The 21614-nt window shown below is 63.5% G+C and carries 20 protein-coding genes and 1 pseudogene; 13 read left to right on the top strand and 8 right to left on the bottom strand.

Annotated elements, in window-relative coordinates:
• Positions 1–5: 5 nt before the first annotated feature.
• Complete coding sequence (locus ACY48M_RS12240) at positions 6–839, top strand: SDR family NAD(P)-dependent oxidoreductase (RefSeq protein WP_462820574.1); 834 nt, start codon at positions 6–8, stop codon at positions 837–839.
• On the opposite strand, the gene ACY48M_RS12245 is transcribed toward ACY48M_RS12240, so the two are convergent.
• Positions 829–1470, bottom strand: a complete 642-nt coding sequence (locus ACY48M_RS12245) for an SDR family oxidoreductase (protein WP_462820575.1) — start codon at positions 1468–1470, stop codon at positions 829–831. The genes ACY48M_RS12240 and ACY48M_RS12245 overlap by 11 nt on opposite strands.
• A gap of 101 nt (positions 1471–1571) precedes the next feature.
• Between ACY48M_RS12245 and ACY48M_RS12250 the strand changes: the two genes are divergently transcribed.
• A complete protein-coding gene (locus ACY48M_RS12250; RefSeq protein ID WP_462820576.1) occupies positions 1572–2147 on the top strand; it encodes a CGNR zinc finger domain-containing protein in 576 nt (191 codons plus the stop codon).
• Positions 2148–2231: 84 nt separating this feature from the next.
• Here the strand turns inward: ACY48M_RS12250 and ACY48M_RS12255 are convergent, their stop codons facing one another.
• The 3 genes from ACY48M_RS12255 to ACY48M_RS12265 all read right to left on the bottom strand — a co-directional run bounded on the left by ACY48M_RS12255 (position 2232) and on the right by ACY48M_RS12265 (position 4897).
• A complete protein-coding gene (locus ACY48M_RS12255; RefSeq protein ID WP_462820577.1) occupies positions 2232–3509 on the bottom strand; it encodes a DUF6923 family protein in 1278 nt (425 codons plus the stop codon).
• Positions 3510–3787: 278 nt separating this feature from the next.
• On the bottom strand, positions 3788–4591 hold the full coding sequence (locus ACY48M_RS12260) for a TIGR02391 family protein (protein ID WP_462820578.1): 804 nt from the start codon (positions 4589–4591) through the stop codon (positions 3788–3790).
• A 24-nt stretch (positions 4592–4615) separates the two neighbouring features.
• Entirely contained in the window at positions 4616–4897 is a 282-nt protein-coding gene (locus ACY48M_RS12265; RefSeq protein WP_462820579.1) for a helix-turn-helix domain-containing protein, read from the bottom strand.
• A gap of 636 nt (positions 4898–5533) precedes the next feature.
• On the opposite strand from ACY48M_RS12265, the gene ACY48M_RS12270 reads away from it, so the two are divergent.
• The 11 genes and pseudogenes from ACY48M_RS12270 to ACY48M_RS12320 all read left to right on the top strand — a co-directional run bounded on the left by ACY48M_RS12270 (position 5534) and on the right by ACY48M_RS12320 (position 17964).
• Positions 5534–7216, top strand: coding sequence for a transposase (locus ACY48M_RS12270; protein WP_462820580.1), 1683 nt, complete (start codon positions 5534–5536; stop codon positions 7214–7216).
• The gene (locus tag ACY48M_RS12275; RefSeq protein ID WP_462820581.1) at positions 7213–8127 is read left to right on the top strand and encodes a TniB family NTP-binding protein; all 915 of its coding nucleotides are present in this window, start codon (positions 7213–7215) and stop codon (positions 8125–8127) included. The genes ACY48M_RS12270 and ACY48M_RS12275 overlap by 4 nt, the downstream gene beginning before the upstream one ends.
• Before the next feature lies 1 nt (position 8128).
• Positions 8129–8584, top strand: a pseudogene (locus ACY48M_RS12280) (TniQ family protein); the annotation flags it as partial.
• A gap of 231 nt (positions 8585–8815) precedes the next feature.
• A complete protein-coding gene (locus tag ACY48M_RS12285) occupies positions 8816–9223 on the top strand; it encodes a hypothetical protein (RefSeq protein ID WP_462820717.1) in 408 nt (135 codons plus the stop codon).
• A 605-nt stretch (positions 9224–9828) separates the two neighbouring features.
• Positions 9829–12840 (top strand): SIR2 family protein, encoded by a 3012-nt coding sequence (locus tag ACY48M_RS12290; protein ID WP_462820582.1) that lies wholly within the window; start codon positions 9829–9831, stop codon positions 12838–12840.
• 398 nt (positions 12841–13238) lie between these two features.
• Positions 13239–13412: a hypothetical protein gene (locus tag ACY48M_RS12295; protein ID WP_462820583.1), complete on the top strand. Its 174-nt coding sequence runs from the start codon at positions 13239–13241 to the stop codon at positions 13410–13412.
• Positions 13413–13581: 169 nt separating this feature from the next.
• The gene (locus tag ACY48M_RS12300) at positions 13582–14148 is read left to right on the top strand and encodes a recombinase family protein (protein WP_462820584.1); all 567 of its coding nucleotides are present in this window, start codon (positions 13582–13584) and stop codon (positions 14146–14148) included.
• Positions 14149–14373: 225 nt separating this feature from the next.
• On the top strand, positions 14374–15270 hold the full coding sequence (locus tag ACY48M_RS12305; protein ID WP_462820585.1) for a toll/interleukin-1 receptor domain-containing protein: 897 nt from the start codon (positions 14374–14376) through the stop codon (positions 15268–15270).
• A 737-nt stretch (positions 15271–16007) separates the two neighbouring features.
• Entirely contained in the window at positions 16008–16454 is a 447-nt protein-coding gene (locus tag ACY48M_RS12310) for an FAS1-like dehydratase domain-containing protein (protein WP_462820586.1), read from the top strand.
• Positions 16454–16864, top strand: a complete 411-nt coding sequence (locus ACY48M_RS12315; RefSeq protein ID WP_462820587.1) for a MaoC family dehydratase — start codon at positions 16454–16456, stop codon at positions 16862–16864. The genes ACY48M_RS12310 and ACY48M_RS12315 overlap by 1 nt, the downstream gene beginning before the upstream one ends.
• A complete protein-coding gene (locus ACY48M_RS12320; RefSeq protein WP_462820588.1) occupies positions 16861–17964 on the top strand; it encodes a UDP-N-acetylmuramate dehydrogenase in 1104 nt (367 codons plus the stop codon). Before ACY48M_RS12315 ends, ACY48M_RS12320 begins: the two co-directional genes overlap by 4 nt.
• Here ACY48M_RS12320 and ACY48M_RS12325 read toward each other — a convergent pair whose 3' ends face one another.
• The 4 genes from ACY48M_RS12325 to ACY48M_RS12340 are packed head-to-tail and all read right to left on the bottom strand — an operon-like array spanning position 17965 to position 21493.
• On the bottom strand, positions 17965–18585 hold the full coding sequence (locus ACY48M_RS12325) for a response regulator (protein ID WP_462820589.1): 621 nt from the start codon (positions 18583–18585) through the stop codon (positions 17965–17967).
• On the bottom strand, positions 18582–19721 hold the full coding sequence (locus tag ACY48M_RS12330) for a sensor histidine kinase (RefSeq protein WP_462820590.1): 1140 nt from the start codon (positions 19719–19721) through the stop codon (positions 18582–18584). The genes ACY48M_RS12325 and ACY48M_RS12330 overlap by 4 nt, the downstream gene beginning before the upstream one ends.
• Positions 19722–20591: an ABC transporter permease gene (locus tag ACY48M_RS12335; protein WP_462820591.1), complete on the bottom strand. Its 870-nt coding sequence runs from the start codon at positions 20589–20591 to the stop codon at positions 19722–19724.
• Positions 20588–21493: an ABC transporter ATP-binding protein gene (locus tag ACY48M_RS12340; protein ID WP_462820592.1), complete on the bottom strand. Its 906-nt coding sequence runs from the start codon at positions 21491–21493 to the stop codon at positions 20588–20590. The genes ACY48M_RS12335 and ACY48M_RS12340 overlap by 4 nt, the downstream gene beginning before the upstream one ends.
• Between the last annotated feature and the right edge of the window lie 121 nt (positions 21494–21614).

Genomic DNA, 21614 nt, shown 5'->3' on the forward strand with positions numbered 1-21614 from the left:
GGCCTATGAAGACCGTCGAAGGCGCGATCGTGCTCATCACTGGGGCCGCCATGGGCATGGGACTGCTCTACGCGAGGCGGGCCGCCGCCGAGGGCGCCGCCAGCCTCGTGCTCTGGGACGTCGATGAGGAGGGGCTCGCCCGCGTCGTGCCCGAGCTCGAGGCATCCGGTGTCAAGGTGCACGCCGCGAGGGTCGACGTGTCGAGCCTCGACGAGATCCGGGATGCCGCGGCGCGGGTGCTCGCCGAGGTCGGCGTGCCCACCGTGCTCATCAACAACGCGGGCGTCGTGCGCAGCGCGTGGTTTTGGGAGCAGGACTCAGCGCGCGACACGGAGCTCACGATGCGCGTCAACGCGCTCGCACCCATGCACATCACTCGGGAGTTTTTGCCGGGCATGATCGCGTCGGGCCGGGAGTGCCGCATCCTCAACATTGCGTCGGCCGCCGGTACGCTCTCCAACCCGCGCATGGCCGTCTACGCCGCCTCGAAGTGGGCTGTGATCGGCTGGAGCGACTCGGTGCGCCTCGAACTCGAAAAGGCGGGGCACCGTCACGTCAAGGTGACGACGTTCGCGCCGAGCTACATCCGCACGGGCATGTTCGAGGGCGCCCGCGGCCCGCTGCTCACCCCGCTCATGGCCCCCGACTATGCCGTGCGCCGGGCATGGTCGGCGATGCTCGCTGGCCGTCCGATGCTGCTGCTGCCCTGGTCGGTGAACCTGTCCAAGGTGATGCGCGGTGTGCTGCCGACCCGCGTGTGGGACACGGTCGGCGGCCGCTGGTTCGGCGTCTACCGATCGATGGACGAGTTCAAGGGCCGCCCCGGCGTCAGCCCTTGATCGCTTCGGCGATCGGTGTCGACCCGCTGTTGAAGCGGATGCTGCGGTGCGCCGTCGATCCGTCGGCGAGGGTCGCGGCGATCACGCGCGCGACATCCTCACGGCTCACGTTTGTGGCCTCGTTGGCATTCGTGTCAATGCTCCCCGCGGCGGAATCATCCGTCAGCGCGCTCGGCTGGAGGATCGTCCATGCGAGGGCGCTCGCACGCAGTGCCTCGTCGGCTGCGGCCTTGGCCTCGGCGTACGCGAAGAAGGAGTTCTCCTTCGGTACGTTGTGGCGCACGCCCGCGCCGAAGTACGACACCATCACATAGCGCGTGACCCCGGCCCGATCTGCCGCGGTGACCGAGCGGATGGCGGCATCCCGGTCGACTGCTGTGGTGCGCGCGGGGTCGCCGCCGCCGGCGCCGGCAGTCCAGACGATCGCATCGTGCCCCGTGAGCACCCCCGCGAGACCATCGATGTCGAGCTGTTCGATGTCGGCGACGACGGGGGTCGCGCCGAGGCCTTCGAGTTCGGAAGCGTGGTCGGGGTTTCGGATGATCGAGCTCACGCTGTGGCCGGCCGTCGTGAGGAGGGGGGTGAGGTGGCGGGCGATCTTGCCGTGGCCGCCGATGATGGCAATGCGCATGGGGTTCCTTCTGGGGTCATTGAGCCGTCGTCGTGGGGATGCCACGCTACGCGGCGAGGCTGGGCGAGGGCCGAGCATCCGTAACCCAGTATGTTGGTTACATGACAACTGGACAGTGGCTCGCCAACCCGGACGGCTCCCGTTGGCACTTCGACTCAGGTGCGCTCAGCCTCGATTTCGCCCTCGTCGGCGTCGATGTGCGTGAGCAGTTCGCGTCTCCTGCCGACCTGCTTGAGTGGGTGTCGGCGCGCTACGCGCACCTTGAGAAGACGGTCGCGGATCGCGACCTGCGCGACGCCGTACTCCTCCGCTCAGCCATCGCGCGCGCCGCCGAATCGATCAGCAGTGGGCAGTCGCCGGCTCGCGACGACGTCGACACCATCAACCTCTTCGCCGCCACCCCGGACGTGCCGCCGGTGCTCGCCGGGGGCCGCCGCCGGGCCGGCGCCACCAGGGTTAAGGTGGCGCAGGCGCTGTCGAGCATCGCGCGCGACGCCGTGCGACAGTTCACTTTGCACGGCACCGACCGCATCCGAAGCTGTGAAGCGGATGACTGCACCCACGTCTTCCTCGACGACTCACGTGCGAACAACCGTCGCTGGTGCTCGATGCAGCGCTGCGGCAACCGCGCGAAGGTGCGGGCGCACCGGATGCGGGCGGCCGCGACGCCGGCCTGACCGACGTCATCGCCTTTCCAAGACGATTGTCAGAAGCGACCTAGCTTGCCGCGCTCCGACTGAGAGCTACAGGGCACCTGAGAGCTACAGAGCGCTGCGCAGATGACGACGGCGGGCGAACAACGCCGCACCCGCGGCGAGCAGCATGACCGCAGAGCCGGCGAGCCATCCGGACTCGGCACCGGTCGGGGGGAGCTCTCGATCCGCGGCCCCGACGGGGGTCGCCACCGCAGGGTCGGGAGTCGCAGCCTCGACGACCACAGTCACCACTGCAAGATCGCACAACGTGGGCGTAGCGATCGAGCAGAGCTCGTAACTCAGTGCATAGGTGCCGACCCTCGTGCCGGCTGGCACCGTGACCGCGCCATCGGCAGCGATGGTCACGCCCGTGAGGCCGCCGTCATCCGTCACGGCCACCGTCACCGCGGCCGAGCTGACCGCCGCACCGTTTTCGGTGTCGTTGCCGAATACGTTGCCCGCGACACCACCCTCCGAGGTCAGCGCATTCGTGGTGTAGTCGTCGTCGGCAGCGTTCAGGAACGGCGATGGACCGGTCGGGCAAGCGGCGGCGTCCCGTGCTATCCCGGTGAACCCGGTGGCCCCGGAGCCGACTGTCAGCATCGTCGGCGTGGCGGTGTCGTAGTCGAGCACCTCGACGAGGGAGGTGTTCTGCGAGATGTAGAGGTGCCCGTCGACCGTCCACAATGAGGGCGCGGTGATCATTCCTGGCAGGTCGACCACCGTGACGGTTCCGGTAGCTGGGTCGATGCGCGCGAGATCTGGCGTACCGGGAAAGACGGGGTTGGTGGACGCATAGATGACACCATCGATGAATGCGAGGTCCCCGCCGACGCTCTGACTGAGCGGCACCGCCGTTGCCGTCATTGTCTCGATGTCAATGCCGTAGAGGATTGACGAACTGGCAACCCAGAAGGTGCCGCTGTCGTCGAACCCGCCGATCGAGACGAGGACGTCGCCGGGGCCTCCAGCGACAGCACCGAGGTCGGTCGAGCTGCCGTCGCTCTCCACCCGGAAGATGTGGTCGCCGGGCGACTCGTATTGGAAGGCGTAAAGGTGTCCATCGACAGGGTTCACTCCGATCGTCCACGGATTGAGGCCCGGTGTGGTGATGCTGGTCAGTGTGCCGTCGGGAGCTCGTCTTGTGAGCACATTCGGCGTAGTGAGGGGACTCCCGGTCCCGAGAACGAAGTAGACATCGGCGGAGCAGCCGACCGGGGCGGCCGCCGCCGGCGTCGCAGGTACGAGCGCGAGCATCCCCGCCACGACGGTCGAAACCAGCGCGGCGCCCGCGAGAGCGATCGTTGCGCGCGAACGTGCGCCTTTGAGCGTGCCAGAATCCACTTTTTGTACCCCCATGTTGTACCCCCGATTTGAGGCGAGCCTATCGACGGTTTGAGCCGATCGGCAAGCAGCGCTTCGGATCAGTACATGGATGGCGGGCATCCATCAGTCGTTCGCCTGCTCTAGGACGACCAACAGATTGTCGTCTTTCGAAGTGGAGTAGAGCGGCCGCCCGCTAGATCTATAGGCCGCTCTACTGGCCTTTGACGAGGTCCGAACGAGACTGGTCGAAGTCGAGTGGATTGTGGGCCCAGTCGCTCGATGGTCTCGCCGGTTAGCTACGCCGATGAAGCCGACCGATGCTCCTTCTCTCGCTCTATGACGCGCAGCAGAAGGTCAGCGAGATGAATAATGTCTGCCGCTTCTGTGGGATCTGAATACTCGACTGCACGATGACTATTGGGGTTTCTCAGGGCTGCGGTGGCACCCATGAACAGGAACATGAAGCCGTCCTGCTCGTCGGGAGTTTCACCGCTTATTCGAAACGGGCCTCCGTCGCGCAAAGCTTCACTCGCCAAGGACTTGCCCGACAGCTTCGCGGGTAGTCGCGAAGCGGTTCGAAGACTGATTTCCACTTCCTTCATCGCGATTTGGACAGCTGCAGCAAGCTCGCCACGCTCGAAGTTCATGCGGGTTGCGCCCTGGAGAGCAGGATGAAGGTCGACATGGAGCCGACGTGTTGCCTCAATGTGAGCGGTTGTGCCCTGCGCCAGCACGTTGTGGCCTGCGCTCGTGATCCTCCATTCCGCGGAGCTTCCGGATTGCATCGCCGACGGACCGACAAGGCCGGTGGAGATCAGCCAGCCCATCCCGTCCGCGATAACGTCTGCAATGATCTCAGCGAGATTCCGAATCGAGCGGTTTGGCCTCCCGCCTATTCGCGGCAAGTTGATGGAAGCCTGTGCATGTGCTCCCATGTTTCCTGTTGACCAGTCTTCGCGAGTGGATTGGTCCATGGCCTGCAGCAGAAACAGGCCGATTTCGGAGTCGCTCATGTCAACGAGAGCTCCGATAGTGGTGTCCTTTTCCGCGATCGACAGGCCCACGGCACGGGTCTGGTCGTCGAGCTCTCTGCTTGTCATGTTTGAGATGGTATGGCCCACGCGTCAGCGCGCTGTGAGATCCGGCACGTCGGGGGGCAGCATTTCAGCAAGATCGATCTCGAGCACCTGAGCCAATGCGAGGAGGGAGCGCACAGAGGGATTTGCGGGCTCTCCTGGTCTCGAGAATCCGCGTTCGTACTTCTGATAGGTGTACCGGCTTAGTTTCGCCCGGTAGGCGACTTGTTCCTGACTGAGGCCCCTGGCGAGCCTGACCCGCTGCAACCGCCGACCGAGGGCCCCCGCGAACACCTCCCACTCCCGGTTGGGGTGCGGGCCAGATGACATGCCCCCAGCCTGTCCGGTTGCCAAAATGTTGCGGCCTAGTCCGTATGGCATAATGTTTGAGGCCATACGAAGCGCTTTCCCTCGCGTTCACTCCCCAGTGCGACGCCTGCACGTGTTGCCGCGACATCGACGAAGTCGATCCAGCGGAGGGAATATTGAACGCTTACGGTAAAGTCACGCCCCCGTCATTTCCTGCAGAGGTCGCGCAGCTTTTCGAGGAGCTCACGGGCGCTCGGGGCGACCAGTGGGGACTCAGGGCAGCCATCGCCATCGTCCGGTTTCGCAAGCGCCATGAGCGCTCGCCCACATTCTCCGAGCTGTTCGACGAGTTGCTCACCTATCCTCGGCTTCGCGCTCTCGAACGGCAGATTGATTGGGAATCCCTACCGCGAGATACAGCTCGCGGATTCCGGCATCACTGTGCAATCCACTGGTACCGCCATGGATGGATCGCTTGGGAGAAGACTCCTAGGTCCCTTCGGCCAGGGTTCGCCTTCGCGATCGCGTCACGCCGCTGGCGCTCGACTGGGCAGCATCAGAACGCATAAGCGGTGCTCAGGTGGAGGTCCTCGAGCACACCCGTGATATTCCACTCTTGGCGACGCGCTTGCTTCGGCGTAACGTCATCGTCACTCGATGGCGAGGGAGATTGCGATGGTGCGCACTGGAAGTCGATCGTCGAGCCCCCATGATGTTGACGAGGACATCTGGAATGCTGCAGTGAAGCGGTTCGCCATCGTGTCTGAACTCGCCGCGCTGAAGGAAGTCACCCGAGCAGTTGCCGCCCAGAACGCAGCAGAGCTCGGGATCAGTGCTAGCTACCTCTACGAACTCATTTCGAAGTTCAGGCGTGGGCCCCAAACTGTCACTTCTCTCATTCCAGCGCCGCCTAGCGGGGGCCGTGGGAGATCACGCCTTGCACCAGCTGTCGATGCTGTAATCGCGGAGGTCCTGGAAAGGCGACACCTGCACAAGCAAAGGCTGCGCGCGACAACCATTCAGAGACTCGTTGAGGACGAGTGCATTCGACTCAAGCTCCCTGTGCCAGCACACACAACAGTCAAGCGGCGAATAGAAGCGGTCAGTCCTACTCTCGCTGCGCGCAAACGACAGGGCGCGGACGCCGAGCGCAAGCTGCAGCCGGCTGGAAGGTCTGCGACTGGATCCGGTCGGCCTTTAGAACGGGTCGAGATCGATCACACCCCGGTCGACGTCATGATCGTAGACCGAGTTGACCGCGAAGAGATCGGACGTCCCTACCTCACAATCGCGGTCGACAAGGCCACCCGCTGCATCGTCGGCATGGTTCTCACGCTGGAGGCCCCCTCAAGGCTCTCGGTCGCGCTCTGCCTGGCGAGCGTAGCTAGTGACAAGACGCAGCGAGCGAGGGGCCTCGGCCTCGACGTGGACTGGCCGATGGCGGGCAAACCTGAAGAGCTCTTCATGGACAACGCATCCGAGTTTCACAGCGCAGACCTGAAGCGCGGCTGCCAACAGCACGGTATCCGCATGGGTTTCCGGCGGCCGTGGGCGCCTGAGGACGGCGGAACGGTGGAGCGCGTCATAGGAACGCTCATGGGTAGGGTTCACGAAATCCCCGGCACCACGTTCTCAAGCGTTGCCGAGCGGCAAGGGTACCGGTCCCAGCAGCTAGCGATCATGACCCTCCCAGAGTTGGAGAAGTGGCTTGTCTTGGCCGTCGGGGAATACCACGGAACGGTGCATCGTAGCCTGGGGCATCCGCCCGCGGCCGCCTGGGCGAAGGCAGTCGAGCGTCATGGGCCACCGCCCAGTGTGATCGATCAAGAGAGTTACATAATCGACTTCCTGCCGAGCATCCACAGGTCCATTCGAAGGGAAGGGTTCGTCTGGGACCGGATTCACTATTTCTCGCCGACGCTGAGTCCATGGATTGAGCGTCGAGGGGAGCTGGCTAAATTTCGCCTCGTGCGAGATCCTCGGGACGTAAGCCGGGTTTGGGTCGAGCTACCCGACGGTGGGAGCTATCTTCTGGTTCCGTCGAACTCTCTCCTAGAGCCGGTGTCAATCTGGGAAACCCGCGCTTTGGTCGCGAAGCAGACAGCCGAGGGGCGATCTAGCGAGAGCCCAGAAGCTTTGCTAAGGATGCGCCAGGAGCGGAGCAGGCTCATCACCGATGCTGAGCGTTCCACGCGCCGAACGCGTAGGAATAGCGAGCGCACCCGGGACATCCAGGCAGGCCGCCCTCGCCGTGCGAGTACGCAATCGGTCCCGCCGGCCCCGTCGCTGGTTAGCGACGAGGAACCCGCTGCCGCATTTGAGGAGATGGAGGACTGGTGAGCAATAAGTCAGGAACATCCCTGCCACTCGATCACCTTCGGCCGGCCAGCGCTGAAATGGCGCGACAGGCCGACGAAGCCAGGATTAAATACATCAGTGCCGACCATTGGGTCGGATACACGCGTGCGATGCAAGCGGTCGCTCGCATGGAGGAGCTGTACAACTGGCCGCGAAAGCTGCGCATGCCCAACCTGTTGCTCATCGGACCCACGAACCGCGGGAAGTCGATGGTGATCAACCGCTTCCTTCGTATGCACCCAGCAGAGCGACAGAGCAGTGCGCAACGCATAGAGGTGATCTCGATGCTGATGCCCGACTTTCCGAGTGTGCGCGAGTTCTACAAGGAGATTCTCCTGAAGGTCCACTGCCCCCACCGAGAGCGAGCCAGCACTTCGGAGCTCCGTACGCTCGCTTTCCGAGTTCTTCGCTCTGTCGGTGCGCGCATTCTCATCATCGACGAGCTGCACAACGTGCTTCCCGCCTCCGCCAAAGAGCGACAGATCATGCTCAACGTGCTGAGAGGGATCGGGAACGAGCTGCAGATACCGATTGTTGGTGCGGGAACCAAGGACGCCTATCTCGCCATCCGTAGTGACCCCCAGCTAGAAAATCGCTTCGAGCCGCTGCTACTGCCGCGGTGGGTAGTTGATAGCGAGTCGCGGTCATTTCTAAGCAGTTACGCCCAAATACTTCCACTTCGCAAGCCGTCAAGGATAGACAGCACGGTCATGACCGAATATCTCCTGCATCGAAGCGAAGGAAATGTCGGGGAGCTTATCGAACTGTTGAACCGGGCCGCGAGAATCGCGATTGCCACTGGCGAGGAATGTCTCAACGAAAGAGTTCTCTCGGCGACAACTTACGCTGGGCCGTCGCAGCGCACCCAGCAGGCAGAGATGAACCTGGACTGAAATGGCACTTCTTCCGATTCGCCCCCCGGCTGAGCCCGGAGAGGCGCTGTCCTCGTGGGTCGCTCGCCTGGCGCGCATATACGGGATGAGTCCGTCTGAGTTCGCGACTGGGCTTACCGGTCGATACGTGCGCGCGCGAGAACTCGACACCAGCCCTGGCCTGCGTTGGGTCGAAGCCCTTGCGGACCGGACGGGCGCCGATCCTCAGCAGATCCGAGGAATGACGGTGGACGGCGCAGTCGAGCGGTTGCAGGGACCGGGTCGGCCGAATCTAGTGGGTACAGTTCTCATCCCGCCCTCGATGCACACGTGGCCCTTCGCTGAACGCCGCAGCGTCCGCTGGCAGTTCGGGCCGCCGAGCGTGCGCGGGTGCATCGCATGCCTCAGCCAAGCGGACTCGGAAACCGCGTTCCCGCTCGCGTGGCGCGTGTCGCTCGCAGTCAGCTGCCCGGTACACGGGTTACTGCTGCAGCGGTGTGATCCTCTGTCCTGGAGGAGCATTGTGCGCCTAGCGCCTTCCGCTCTGCGGCCGCCAGCGGAGGCGACGGCGCCTGAGATCAAGCATGATGCTCGCCTCGCCGCGGCTCTCCGCGGCGAGAACGTCGAGGTCCGGGTTGGGGCCATAGGCGCAGCATTGTGGCTCAGCGGGCTGCGGCAGCTGGATTACGAGCTCGGACTCGCAGGCTTGATGCTCCAGCTTCCGGCCGCGTCCCGCCGAAAGCTTGGACTTTCTGACCGCGACCGCCAGTCAACGATCGCAATGCTCGCCGGCTCCGAGATAAACCTCGGGGAGACGTCCCGGCAACGGTTTGCTCGCGCCATCGCGATTGCGATCGACCTGATCGAACGCGGACGCATGATGGCAATGGGCCGAGGGCCATTTGTTAGTGCAATTCGCCCGAAGTCGCTCCTGCCCCGAGCAGAGCGCGTCCAACTGACGTATTCAGAGCCCAAGGATCTACCCAATTCTGAGTTCGACTGGAACGCCTACCGGTTCGAAGGAGAGGGTTGGGAGGTGATGTTTGACGACGCCGATTTTGAAGCAGCGTATCGGCAGCATGAGAAGCGCTCTGAACCGAAGGTAATCAGGACGTGACGTACCTCTACTGTGGGTTCATGCAACTAGAGGTATCAACTTCTCCGCGGGCAACTTGGGTATGGACGAGTGATGCTAAGGAAGCGCAGCGCATATGTGAAATGCTCACCGCGGCAGGTTGCAGCGTGGACAAGGCGAGCGGTGGGAACTCTGAGCCTCGCACGCTGGACCTCGACATCGGAGTGGTGGCGCTAGAAGCAATCGAGACTCTGGCTGCGGCTGGGTACTCATTCCGCTGGCATCCGGCCCAGCCCATCTCCAATCGAGCCAGCACGCTTTTCGGACTGCCCGTGGAGGACGCGTTCCCCGCGTAGCTCGAAGGCTTTAGGCAGCGGGCGGACAAGGCATCCTCCACGTCAAGACGCATGGGTCTCACCTTTTCGCTGTTTCGCTGGGCTCAAGTCATTTAGGCCTGCAACCTGTCACCAACTCTCGCTCGGATATCCGGTGATCGATGAATCACCTTGGTGGCAACCGCTGTCGTGAGCATTGGGTCAGCTTTGGGCTCTGTGAGCGTTGTGCGGTAGGGAAAGGCGCGCCCGCTTATTGCCACGAAGGCCTTTTATGTTGGGTCGGCGCAATATGCTCTCGGTAGGGGGAACATCATGTCCGTAGAGCAACTATCCGAAGCCCTTGCGAGCGGCCGCGTAGTGGCCATCGTAGGAGCGGGATCCACCGTCGCGGCCACCCGTGCTGCGCCGTCGTCGACGTGGGTTGGGCTTATTCGCAATGGCCTGGACTTTGTCGTAACGCATGATGCGAAGGCGGCTAAGTGGCGGTCGATGGTTGATGGGCAGCTCGACCTCGCCATTGAGGAGAACGACGCTGCCCAGCTTCTTCAGGTCGCCGGGCAACTCTCTTCCAAATTGCGAGGAATGGGCGAGCAAGCGTTTGCAAACTGGCTCAGTAGTGTCTTCGACAGCATTGTGGTCGAAGACACATCTTGGCCGCGGGCGATCGCGGAACTGGGCGCGCCAATATTCACGACGAACTACGACACCGTCCTGGAAAGTTTCGTGAAGGGTGGCGCAATCGATTGGCGAACTCCGCATGGCTTCCAGCGAATCTTGAATGCGTCTGGGGACATTGGTCATATCCATGGTGTCTATACAGAGCCTGACTCAGTCGTACTTTCTGAATCCGACTACACGCGGCAGAAGTCCGCCGAAGGTGTCCAGGCCATCGAGCGTGCCGTCTCGGCGACAAAGTCGATCGTGTACATCGGGTGCGGAGGTACCCTTGACGATCCGAACTTCACGGAGCTCTTGCGATGGCATCGGAAGACCTTCGCGACCTCCGCCATGCCGCACTATCGGCTATGTCTTTCTTCGGAATTGGCGACATTGAGGGAGTTCCACCGCGACTCGAATATCGAACCCGTCAGCTACGGTGACAGCTACTCTGATCTGCCAGCCTTTATCAGGTCGATCGCACCACGCGATGATGTCGCTCGGAGTGCCAGCGGGGTCGTACGCGATGTCGTCAGTGACATGCGCACTTACCTAGAGGACCAGTTTCGGGAGGAAACGATTATCGGTGAAGGACTCGCCGATCTCGACAGCAAACCAATCCACGAACTGATTCTTCCGCCAACGCTGCTGCCCGTTCCGCATCAAGAGTTTTTCCGTTCCGCGCAAGAACCCGAGGAGAAGCTAGACGTCGTTGATCCGGAGCAAGATCTCGACGACGACGGAGTGATTCTCCTTGTGGCGGATGAGAACTCCGGATTGTCGACCGCAATCAGGTGGCTTTTGCTTGCAGCATCTCGAAAGCGACATGTCGCACCTGTGTTTCTGGATTTTAGACGGTTCCCGGCGGGACATAAGCCTCTTTCGAAATCACGCAGCGGTGAGGCGCTGGAGCGTGGACTCATCCAAAACCGTCTGGAGCCGCTCCCGCCCCATGTGCTCGGCATAGATAACTTTCATAGCTACAGCCGGATATCCGAGCGCGCCAGCGACGAGCTGGGTGATGCGGAGGGACTAGTAATCCTCGGATGTAGCAGCGTCAATGAAGCGGACGCAGTAGATGTTCTGAAGCGGTCCGGATGTGACGTGCGGGTGAGGTACCTGGGCAAGCTGGGAGCGAAGCAAGTACGGGCGATGGCAGAACTGGCGGCCGGTTCGAAAGCAGAGATTCTTGCGGCAGCTGTCGTTGCGACCCTACAAAGTGAACACCTACCGCGTACGCCGTTCACGGTTGCGATGCTCGTATCTCTCATGGCGCGAGGCGAGTCTCTGATTGCTAATGCTTCGCCCACCGCGATCATCGATCAGTACGTCAATCATTTGCTGGGTCGTGACGATACGGGCGACGACTCTCGGCGAGCACTTAGCGCCGCTGACCGCGAGTCGATCTTGACCGACCTTGCCGCACGATTTGTCTCTGACGACCATGGCGCCGTGCTGCAATCGGAAACCATCGAAACTATGGAGGGATTCTTCCAGAGGTTCGCCTGGGAAGAGTCTCCGCGCAAAGTACTCGATGATTTGGTTCGCCGGCGTGTGCTCATCGATGACGGGGTTCGCGTCCGATTCACCCAATCAAGCTTTCTTTATCTCTTCGCAGCGAAGGCTGCGGCGAAATCGCCCGAGCTTCTCGACAGACTTCTCAAGCGTCCCCTTTACTACGCGTCGATTCTGACCTCCTATGCAGCTTTAGTCAGGAATGACAGAGAGACGCTCGACGCACTGAGAAGGCTCATTTCGGAACCCCCTACTCCGGGCGAAGATTCTGCGTTCAATGTGCAGGCGCCGCGAGACGCACCGGATGGGCTGGGTGAGCAGTTCGACCAAATACTGGCCGCCACAGATGGTGAGGCAAGCGATGAAACCCCGGGTGGGATCGAAGCCAGCGACCCGCTTGATTCGTCCTCTGACGTTGATGTCCTGCCATTTCCGGTCACAAACGACTCCGACCTTCCACCGCTGGTTCGATTCGCGCAGTCGCTCTCCCTCGTTTCAGTTGTCTTGCGGGACAGTGAAGAGGTAGACGATCTAACCCTCAAGCGAGAGAGCCTCGAAGCAGTCTTGCGCGGATGGGGTCATCTCGCTGATGCCATGCATGAAGATGACAGCTTTCAAGAGCTAGCATTTCAGCTTCGCGCTCAGGCTGAAGAGGAACTCAGTGCTGAGGAGAATCAGTTTTTGGAAGGCCTGGTCAAACTACTTCCGTGGCTAATCATGGAAGCGGGAATCACCACCACGCTAGCCTCGCGCAAGCTGCTGGTGACTGCTCGCGAAGTCGCGGATCTAGACGTAGCCAGGTCAGATGCCAGGGTCGCGATCCCAAGCGCCCTGCTCATTGAGGCGATTGGTGAGCCGGGGTGGGAGAACCAAGTTGACACTCTCATCGAACCATTCGAAACGACTCGAGTAGTCGAAGGCTTCGTCACCATGGTGCTTCTCATGGCCTTCTACAAGGCGAAGGTGGGGTCTCCATTGGAGAAGCGGTTGAAGGGCACAATCTCGCGGGGATATCTTGCGCGCTTGAAGTTTGACAACCCACAGCAGCGCGCGCACGTCAAGTCATCTCACATGCAGTGGCTCGAGCGCTCCAAAGGCTCAGTTCGTCGATCCGGCGGAATCGAGGCCGGACCGTCAGTTGCTCAGGATTGATTCAACCGAGTCGACTGATTGCTGTAAGGGTCGTTCCTTAGGCGTACTCGCGCCTCCAGCCACTAAGCGCATTTCTCGGCCGAGATATCGAAGCGTGGACGCCTAGGCTGCGGGTCTGTGTCCACGCCATGAGCTGCTGCCCCAGTCGACTGGCCCTGCGGCACAAACTATGTGATACTGGGCTTGCACCTTTAGCGTGCGAAAACTGCCGGCCCAAGGGTCGGTTTTTTTGTGCCCCCAATCCGACGCCCACTGCGCGTCTTCGACGGCACGCCGCACGCGCGAGACCATTAGGCCTCGCTGTTCTCGCAGCTCGAGAACCCATCAACCTCGAACCCGCATGCTGCGTGGCTCGTGAGTCGGCCGACCTGGCTGACAGCTCGAATGGTGGAGGTTCCATGCTCCAGCTGTCGATTGAGATCCCGGAAGCAGCGGGCTACGCAATCGGATTCGCCCTCGCGATCGCAATGATCGCCGCGGCCATCCGCACTACGTGGCCCGTCCTGAGCGACAAGGCTTCGCGCCGCGTCGCAAGGATGCTCCGGAGCAAAGCCGCTCGGAAGAGCGACTAACTCAAAAAACGCTCCCCTCCATCATTAAGGTGGACTCTGTCTTCACTCGTCAAATAAACGAACGTTCATGAGACGGTCGACGGCTTCGGGCGCAAAATTGGCGTGTCGTGTCTCATAATCCGTGTTCGCGATCTATGTAATGCAGGCAACGTTCGCGTTACAGTGAGGCATGGCAACGATCGGTTACGCGCGAGTCTCGACCCAGGATCAGAATCCCGAAGGCCAGACCGACGTGCTCGAGGCTGCCGGCTGCGACAAGATCTTCGTGGAGTACGCATCGGGCACGCTCGCGAAGCGGCCGGCGCTGACGGATGCCCTGTCGTACCTGCGCGACGGAGACACCCTAGTCGTTACGAAGCTGGACCGGCTCGGCCGCTCGGTGCGGAACCTCAAGCAGGTGGCCGACGAGCTGCAGCAGCGAGGGATCGGATTGAAGGCGCTGTCGCAGGGAATCGATACAACCACTCCGGGGGGTCGGTTGTTCTTCCACATGCTCGCGGCGATCGCGGAATTCGAGCACGACCTCATCGTTGAACGCACCCATGACGGACTCGCGGCCGCCCGTGCCCGCGGTCGGAAGGGCGGGCCGAAGTTCAAGATGACCGCAAACAAGATCCGGCAGGCCCGGTCGATGTATGACAGCGGCAATCACACCGTGCAGGAGATCGCCGACACCTTCGGTGTATCCCGCCCGACCATCTACCGTCACCTCCAGTCCGAGGCCGGTCAGGCCTAACGGGTGATGAATCGTGGCGCAGGATCCCCCTAGCGTTACCGGACGCGTTGACGTGATCGACGCTCGACACAGTTCTGATAAGCATCCCGCCCATTTCGTGGCTTGCGGAGTCTTCGCCACGTCGATTATTAGGCACTCACCGAGACGCCGACCCGCGCGGCGTGGGCCGTCCGCATTTGGCTGGGTTTCACGCGAGTGACAGAACCTAGATCTATCCTCAGTGCCATGAGGTCTCCCGATTTTGTAGCCAGTGTGTTCATTAGTTACCAGCACGCCGACAAGCGATTGGCGGCGGGTCTGCAAGACGGACTCGAGAAACTCGGCTACTTCGTGTGGCGCGATGAGGGCGAACTGTTGGTGGGCGACAGCGTCGTGGAGCGCGTCACCGCGGCACTAGACCAGATTGATTTCGTCGTCGCCCTAATCAGTAAGAACAGCGTCGCAAGTCCGTGGTGCCAGAAAGAAGTTTCCTTGGCGATGACCGGCGAGATTGCTCAGAGCGGCGTGAAGGTCTTGCCGGTTCGTATCGACCATGTAGAGATGCCCGCGAGTCTAAAAGACAAGCTTTATGTAGAAGTACATGGGCAGGACGTCGCGCAAGCGACAGAGCGCCTAGCTGCCAGCATCAACCGACACATAGCGCCGGCACGAGCCGTCCCGTCGCGGCGCCGGCGCTCGCCCTCGGAGGTGCGGACTACCGATGGTGAACCGGCCGATGCTCCCATCCGGGTCACGGGTGTCGATGAGAAGGGGTTGGGGAGCCCGAGGAGGGACGGAACTCGCGGGAGCGCTCTCTACCTCGTGCCGTTGCGGCTCTCTAGGCAACCGTCACGAAACTGGTCTACATACTTCGAACGGAGCTGGAATGAAAGCTTGTTCTCGACCATGCACCGCCCCGGCATCGCTTCTGTCTCCGGCGACCGCATTCTTCTGGACGGTACAACTGTCGAAGAAGTGGCGCAGCACCACCTCGAGACAGTTCGTTCGGTGGTTGTAAAAGCAAACGAGTGGGAGCGACAAGCTCAAGCTGCCGACGAGCGTGAGCAGCAGCGGCAGGCCAATGCTGAGGCCGAGCACCAAGGCCGCATCCGCGCCGCGCTAGACGGAATGGAGTTCGACTAGGCGCGGGCCGGTGTGCGCCGAAGTCTCTATCTGAGAACAGTCGCGTTTACTCCGCCTGGTGACGGTGCGCGCTCAACTCCACTTCGCTCATCGCTCGCCTGCTCTTTCATAAACGACACAGATGTCGGTGGCGCTTTGTAGCATTAAGAAAAACCTCGCGACACGCCGAAAACACAACATGTAGGGGAATGACATGCGTGTCATTCCGGTTATATAGTGGGAACCCACCGCAGGCGCCGATGTAAGACTCAGTGACTGCGACCCAAACAACCAAGACTTTAAGGAGGCCCACATGGACAACGACAGCGTGAGTGGTTACGACGTTCCGGTCGACCCGATGGATCTCCTGCAGTGTGACTCCTGCCAGTAGGCACCACACTTCAGGGGCCCATGACGGTCAACTGAACTGAGACCCCACGAAACCCCGGCTCATTGCGAGCCGGGGTTTCGTGCGTCCGGCGACGGTCGCCGCGAGTGGTGCTTGCGGGTCGGCGAGCGGATGCTGCGGCCGGGGTCTGCCGCTGGCGTTCGCCGTGGCGTCCGGCCGGTTGGGTGGGTGTCGTGGGGTTGGGCGGGTGTTTTGTGCGGGTGCGGGCGAAACTTCACCCGCCCGCACACAAAACACCCGCCGAAGCGATCTGCGGCCGGCACCGCACCCCGCCGAACCGGCCGGCACCGCACTCCGCCGAAGTGGCCGCCCACCCCACCCCCACGCCACCGTGCATAGACTTGCGGGCGTGACTGTGAACCCCGAACTGCAGGGCAGGGCCTTCGCGCCGACAGCCCCTTACCTGGTGGGCCGGGAGAAGGTGCGCGAGTTTTCGCGGGCCGTCTTCGCCACCCACCCCATTAACCTCGACGTCGAGGCCGCGCGCGCTGCCGGGTATGCGGATGTCGTCGCACCCCCGACCTTCCCCGTCGTGATCCAGGAGGCGACACTCGCCCAGCTGCTCGCCGAGCCGGATGCCGGCATCGACTTTTCGCGCGTCGTCCACGGCGATCAGCGGTTCACATACACGCGCCCCATCGTTGCTGGCGACGAACTCACCGCGACCCTTGAGGTGACGAGCATCAAGACGCTCGGCGGCAACGCCATGATCACGGCACAGTCCACGATCGTTGACGCCGAGGGCGAGCATGTTGTCACCGCGATTTCGACGCTCGTCGTGAGGGGAGACGAATAATGCCGGAGCAGCTTGAGGTTGGGCAGGTTGTCGCCGAGGCGGTGTATCCGCTGACGCGCGATTCGCTCGTGCGCTATGCCGGGGCATCCGGTGATTTCAATCCCATCCACTATCGCGATGACGTTGCGAAGAATGTCGGCCTGCCCGGCGTGCTCGCGCACGGGATGCTCACGATGGGCACGGCCGTGCAGCCCGTCGTCGAATGGCTCGGCGACCCAGGGCTGGTGCGTGACTACCAGGTGCGCTTCACGCGCCCCGTCGTGGTTGACCCCGAGATCGGTGCGGTTGTCACGGTCACTGCAAAGGTGGGTGTGCTCGACGATGACGGCGCGCGCATCGACCTCACGGTCACCTACAACGAGCAGACGGTGCTCGGCAAAGCCCAGGTGAGGGTGGCGTTGCCGAAGTGACCGCGTTCTCAGAGCTCACGACGACCCGCGTCGGCGGCGATGCCCGCGAGTTCATCGAGGTCCACGACCGTGAGCAGCTTGTCGACACGATGCTTGAGGTGTGGGCATCCGGTGAAGCGTGGCTCGTCTTCGGCGGCGGCTCGAATCTCATCGTCGGCGATGACGGCTTCGACGGCACCGCGGTGCACGTGCGCACGAGCGGCATCGAGGGGTTGGATGCCACAGCCGACGACGGCGTCATCATCCGGGTTGAGGCGGGGGAGCCGTGGGACGCCCTCGTTGCCCGCACAATCGACGCCGGACTCGCCGGTCTCGAGGCACTCTCCGGCATCCCGGGTTCGGTCGGCGCGTCGCCAATCCAGAACATCGGCGCCTACGGTGCCGAGCTCTCTGACACGCTCGTCGCGATCGACTTTCTCGACTTCCTCACGGGGGAGCGTGCGCGCATCCCCGCCGGCGAGCTCGGGCTCGGTTATCGCACCTCCGCCATGAAGCGGGGGCGGCAGGGGGTCGTGCTCGCGGTCGAACTCCGCCTGCAGCGCAGCGAACTCAGCGCCCCCATCGGCTACGCGCAGCTCGCCTCGGCCCTCGGGGCTGAGCTCGGGGAGCGTCGCCCCGTCGGTGAGGTGCGCGACGCCGTGCTGCGGCTCCGAGCATCCAAAGGCATGGTGCTGTCGGATGCCGACCCAGACTCGGTGAGCACCGGCTCCTTCTTTACCAACCCGATTGTGGGTGGCGGCTTTGCGGCCCAGCTGCCGGCGGATGCCCCGAGCTGGAGTCTCGACCCAGACCCCGAAGACACCGTGCTCCCGCTTGAGCAGGCAGGTCTGCTCGATGGGCTCCAGCCGTCGCACCCGGCCGAATCGCGCGTGAAGCTCAGTGCGGCGTGGCTGATCGAGCGCGCTGGCATCCGGCGTGGGTTCAGTCTCCCCGGCTCTGCCGCGGCCATTTCGAGCAAACACACTCTCGCGATCGTGAACACGGGTGGGGCGACGGCCGAGCAGATTGCCGAGTTGGCGCGCTACGTGCAGACGCGCGTGCTTTCGGAGTTCGGGGTGCGGCTGCAGCCGGAGCCGGTGCTCGTCGGCGTGGAGCTGTAGCTACAGCAGCCCCAACTCCATCGCCTTCGTGACCGCGCGGGTGCGGTCGCCCACCTCGAGCTTCTCGAAGGCGTGCAACAGGTGTGTCTTCACTGTCGCCTCGCCGACGTAGAGGCGGGCGGCGATCTGCGGGTTGCTGAGCCCCTCGGCGACGAGGCGCAAGACGTCGAGCTCGCGAGGGCTGAGGCTCGGGGCATCCGTTCGCTGCATTCCTTTGACGAGGGCGGCGGCGACTGAGGGTGCGAGTGCGACTTCGCCGCGCATGACCGCCCGGATGCCGGCGACGATCTCCTCCTGTGGGGCCGCCTTGAGCAGGTATCCGCTCGCCCCGGCCTCGATCGCGCGGAGGATGGTGTCGTCGCTTTCGTAGGTGGTGAGCACGAGCACGCGGATGCCGGGTTCGCTCGCGAGGATGCGGGCGGTCGCCTCGTCGCCTTCGATGCCGGGCATGCGCAGATCCATGAGCACGAGGTCGGGGCGCAACTCGAGGGCAAGCGCGACTGCGTCGTCACCGTTGGCGGCCTCGCCGACGACTTCGAAGCCGTCGGCCGTGCCGAGCAGGGCGACGAGTCCGCCGCGCACGATCTGGTGATCGTCGGCGACAAGCACACGGATGGTCATGGATGCCGCACCTTCGCCTCAGCGGACGGCAGCGCGACGGTGATCACACTGCCGCCCTCGTCGCTCGTCACCTCGAAGGTTCCGCCGACGAGGGTGACGCGGTCGTGCATCCCCGCGAGCCCCACGCCCGCGGTCGGCGAGGCGGGGTCGAAGCCGTGCCCGTCGTCGCGCACCCGGAGGGTGGTGCCGTCGAGCTCGACCGTCGCGGTCGAGGCGCCAGAGTGCCGACGCACGTTCGTGAGCGCCTCTTGCGTGCAGCGCAGCAACACGACCTCACTGTCACGGTCGAGGGTTTCAGCCGGGTTGCAGGTGACGGTCACCGTGATGCCGGTGTCGCGGGTGAAGCGTGCGGCCACCCGGTCGATCGCCGCAGCGAGCCCACCCTCGAGCGCGGCGGGCGCACCGGCGGCGACGAGGGCACGGGTTTCGTGGAGCGCCCCGCGCGCGGCATCGGCAACCTGGGCCAGCAAGGCGTCGCGAGCCGCGGCATCCGTCGTGCGCTTCGCCTGTTCGGTGAGCATGACGAGGCCGGTGAGGTCTTGCGCGACCGTGTCGTGGATGTCGCGGGCGAGCCGTTCTCGTTCGGCGACGACGCCCGCCTCGCGGCTGAGGGCGACAAGCTCCGCCTGGGTCGCCTGCAGCACTTCGAGCAGGTGCTGCCGTTCGTCGCCGAGTTCGGCAATGTGTGAGATCCAGAGGCCGAACGCGATGCTGAACAGGAGGGACATGCCGGCGGTGAGGATGCTGGCGACGAGGTTCGCAATGCTGAACGGTTCGCCGAGGAGGAACCCGAAACCGACGGCCACGGCGACGCCGGCGCTCGCCATGATGCCGTTGCGTTTTGACGACGACATCACCCAGGCGATCGGATGCGCGAGGCACTGAAAGAAGGCGAAGTTGGGTGCGGCGAGGCAGCCGAAGAAGGCGGCGGCGATTGTGATGGCAATGAGGAGCTTCGCGGCCCGGTTGCCCTCGGAGGCGTGAGGTGCGATGAGCACCCAGGCGACGGCGTAGGCGGCGATGACCCCGAACCCGAGCGCGAGGCCGCTCTCGCCCCTCGCCGCGCTCAGCAGCAGCGCGGCGCACGTCGCGAGCATGACCGCGACTGCGCCGTGCCACCACCGGTTGATCGTCACCTAGCTATCCTTGCGGATCCAGCGGAATGTCAGGCGTGCGAGCACGAGCCCGACGACGAGCCAGATCGCGAGCGCGATCGCCACCCCCGGCAGATCCCAGGTCTCGCCCTGCTCGAGCACCTTGAACTCGTCGGGCAGGAACGCAGCGCGCATGCCCTGCGCCATCCACTTCAGCGGAAAGACGGATGCGACGTTCTGCAGCCATTCGGGCAGTGCCGAGAACTGCAGGTACACGCCGGAGATGAACTGCAGCACGAGCACGATGGGGATGATGACGGCGCTCGCGCTCTTGCCGCTGCGGGGAATGCTGCTGAGGCCGATGCCGAGAATGGCGCTCGTCGCGACCCCGAGCAAAAACACCCAGGCGAAGGTGCCCCAGCGTTCCGCTGTTGAGGGCAGTTCGACGCCGAAGGCGAGCGCGGCGATCACGAGGAGGAGGGCCGCTTGCGCGAGGCCCGAGACGAGCACCTGCCCGATCTTGCCAACGAAATAGCTCACCATCGGCAGGGGCGAACCGGCAAGCCGTTTCAGCGTGCCGTCGCTCTTCTCCGCCGCGATATCGAGGGCGAGGTTTTGCATCCCGCTGAGCAGCACGCCCGCGGCGAGCATGGCGGGCAGGTAGAAGTCGGCGGCGCTCACCGGGTTTCCGTCAGCATCCCGCCCGAAGTCGGCTTCGCTGAACGCGACCGAGAAGATCGTGAGCATGACGATAGGAAAGAGAAAGCTGAAGAAGACGGCGTCGCCCTGTCGCGAGTATGCCTTGAGCTCGTAGCCGATGCGCCGGATGCCGAGCCGCAGGGTGCGGCCAGTCGGGAGGGTTGCATTGCCGGTTGAGTTCGCCGCCTGCGGCGGTGTCGAAACCTGGCTCATGATGTCTGTCCTTTGCTGGTTGAGTATGCCGCCTGCGGCCGTGTCGAAACCTCCGTATGCGCCGCAATGAGCCCGAGGTAGACGTCCTCAAGACTCGGGCGCACGATCTCGAGGCCGCTGGGTTCGCCGATCTGATCGACGAGCTGTTGCACGAATCGTGCGGGGTTTGTGGTGCGCTCCTCGCGCGGCAGCCCGTGCTCGAGCCACCGCACAACCGGCACGCGAGCATCCGCGCCACCGATCTCGTCGACGGTGCCGACATCGATGAGCCGCCCCTCGGCGATGATGCCGACGCGGTCGCTCAGCTGGGCGGCCTCATCGAGGTAGTGGGTGGTGAGGAGGATTGTGGTGCCCTCAGCCTTGAGGCCGCGGATGACCTCCCAGAATGCGCGCCGCGCCTGCGGGTCGAAGCCCGTCGTTGGCTCATCGAGAAAGAGGAGTTCGGGGTGGCCGATCATGCCGAGCGCGACATCGACCCGTCGGCGCTGGCCGCCAGAGAGCTTGCGGATGAGGGTGCCGGCCTTCTCCTCAAGCCCGACCGCCGCGATGACCTCGTCGACGCCGCGGGGATTCGGGTAGGCGGCAGCGAACTGGGTGAGCTGCTCACGCACCGTCACATTGCCGCTCTCGCCCGTGTCCTGCAGCACGATGCCGAGGCGGGACTTCCATTCGAGCGATGCTTTGTGGGGGTCGGTGCCAAGCACCCGGACTTCGCCGGCGGTGCGGTCGCGGTAGCCCTCAAGGATTTCGATCGTCGTCGACTTGCCGGCGCCGTTCGGGCCGAGGAGCGCGAACGTCTCACCGCGCGCGATGTCGAAATCCACACCGTCGACCGCAGCGAACGCGCCGTACTCTTTGCGCAGGCCCCGCACGCTCACGGCGGGGGAGTCATGTGTTGTCATGCGTCAATCGTGGCGGCGCGGCATCCGCTGCGATAGCCGTGCATCGGATGAATCAGCCCTCCACCGATCGGTGGATGCCGCGGCTCTCCCCGCGCGCACACCACCCTCGGCCCCGCGACAG

It is taken from the genome of Homoserinimonas flava (assembly GCF_054969005.1).

Excerpts from the sequence above, each read along its gene's own strand:
- ACY48M_RS12245 (WP_462820575.1), bottom strand. The coding sequence starts at position 1,470 with ATGCGCATTGCCATCATCGGCGGCCACGGCAAGATCGCCCGCCACCTC.
- ACY48M_RS12265 (WP_462820579.1), bottom strand. The coding sequence starts at position 4,897 with ATGTCATCTGGCCCGCACCCCAACCGGGAGTGGGAGGTGTTCGCGGGG.
- ACY48M_RS12295 (WP_462820583.1), top strand. The coding sequence starts at position 13,239 with ATGCTCCAGCTGTCGATTGAGATCCCGGAAGCAGCGGGCTACGCAATC.
- ACY48M_RS12260 (WP_462820578.1), bottom strand. The coding sequence starts at position 4,591 with ATGACAAGCAGAGAGCTCGACGACCAGACCCGTGCCGTGGGCCTGTCG.
- ACY48M_RS12300 (WP_462820584.1), top strand. The coding sequence starts at position 13,582 with ATGGCAACGATCGGTTACGCGCGAGTCTCGACCCAGGATCAGAATCCC.
- ACY48M_RS12335 (WP_462820591.1), bottom strand. The coding sequence starts at position 20,591 with ATGAGCCAGGTTTCGACACCGCCGCAGGCGGCGAACTCAACCGGCAAT.
- ACY48M_RS12270 (WP_462820580.1), top strand. The coding sequence starts at position 5,534 with ATGGCGAGGGAGATTGCGATGGTGCGCACTGGAAGTCGATCGTCGAGC.
- ACY48M_RS12250 (WP_462820576.1), top strand. The coding sequence starts at position 1,572 with ATGACAACTGGACAGTGGCTCGCCAACCCGGACGGCTCCCGTTGGCAC.
- ACY48M_RS12340 (WP_462820592.1), bottom strand. The coding sequence starts at position 21,493 with ATGACAACACATGACTCCCCCGCCGTGAGCGTGCGGGGCCTGCGCAAA.
- ACY48M_RS12240 (WP_462820574.1), top strand. The coding sequence starts at position 6 with ATGAAGACCGTCGAAGGCGCGATCGTGCTCATCACTGGGGCCGCCATG.
- ACY48M_RS12305 (WP_462820585.1), top strand. The coding sequence starts at position 14,374 with ATGAGGTCTCCCGATTTTGTAGCCAGTGTGTTCATTAGTTACCAGCAC.
- ACY48M_RS12285 (WP_462820717.1), top strand. The coding sequence starts at position 8,816 with ATGCTCCAGCTTCCGGCCGCGTCCCGCCGAAAGCTTGGACTTTCTGAC.
- ACY48M_RS12325 (WP_462820589.1), bottom strand. The coding sequence starts at position 18,585 with ATGACCATCCGTGTGCTTGTCGCCGACGATCACCAGATCGTGCGCGGC.
- ACY48M_RS12315 (WP_462820587.1), top strand. The coding sequence starts at position 16,454 with ATGCCGGAGCAGCTTGAGGTTGGGCAGGTTGTCGCCGAGGCGGTGTAT.
- ACY48M_RS12290 (WP_462820582.1), top strand. The coding sequence starts at position 9,829 with ATGTCCGTAGAGCAACTATCCGAAGCCCTTGCGAGCGGCCGCGTAGTG.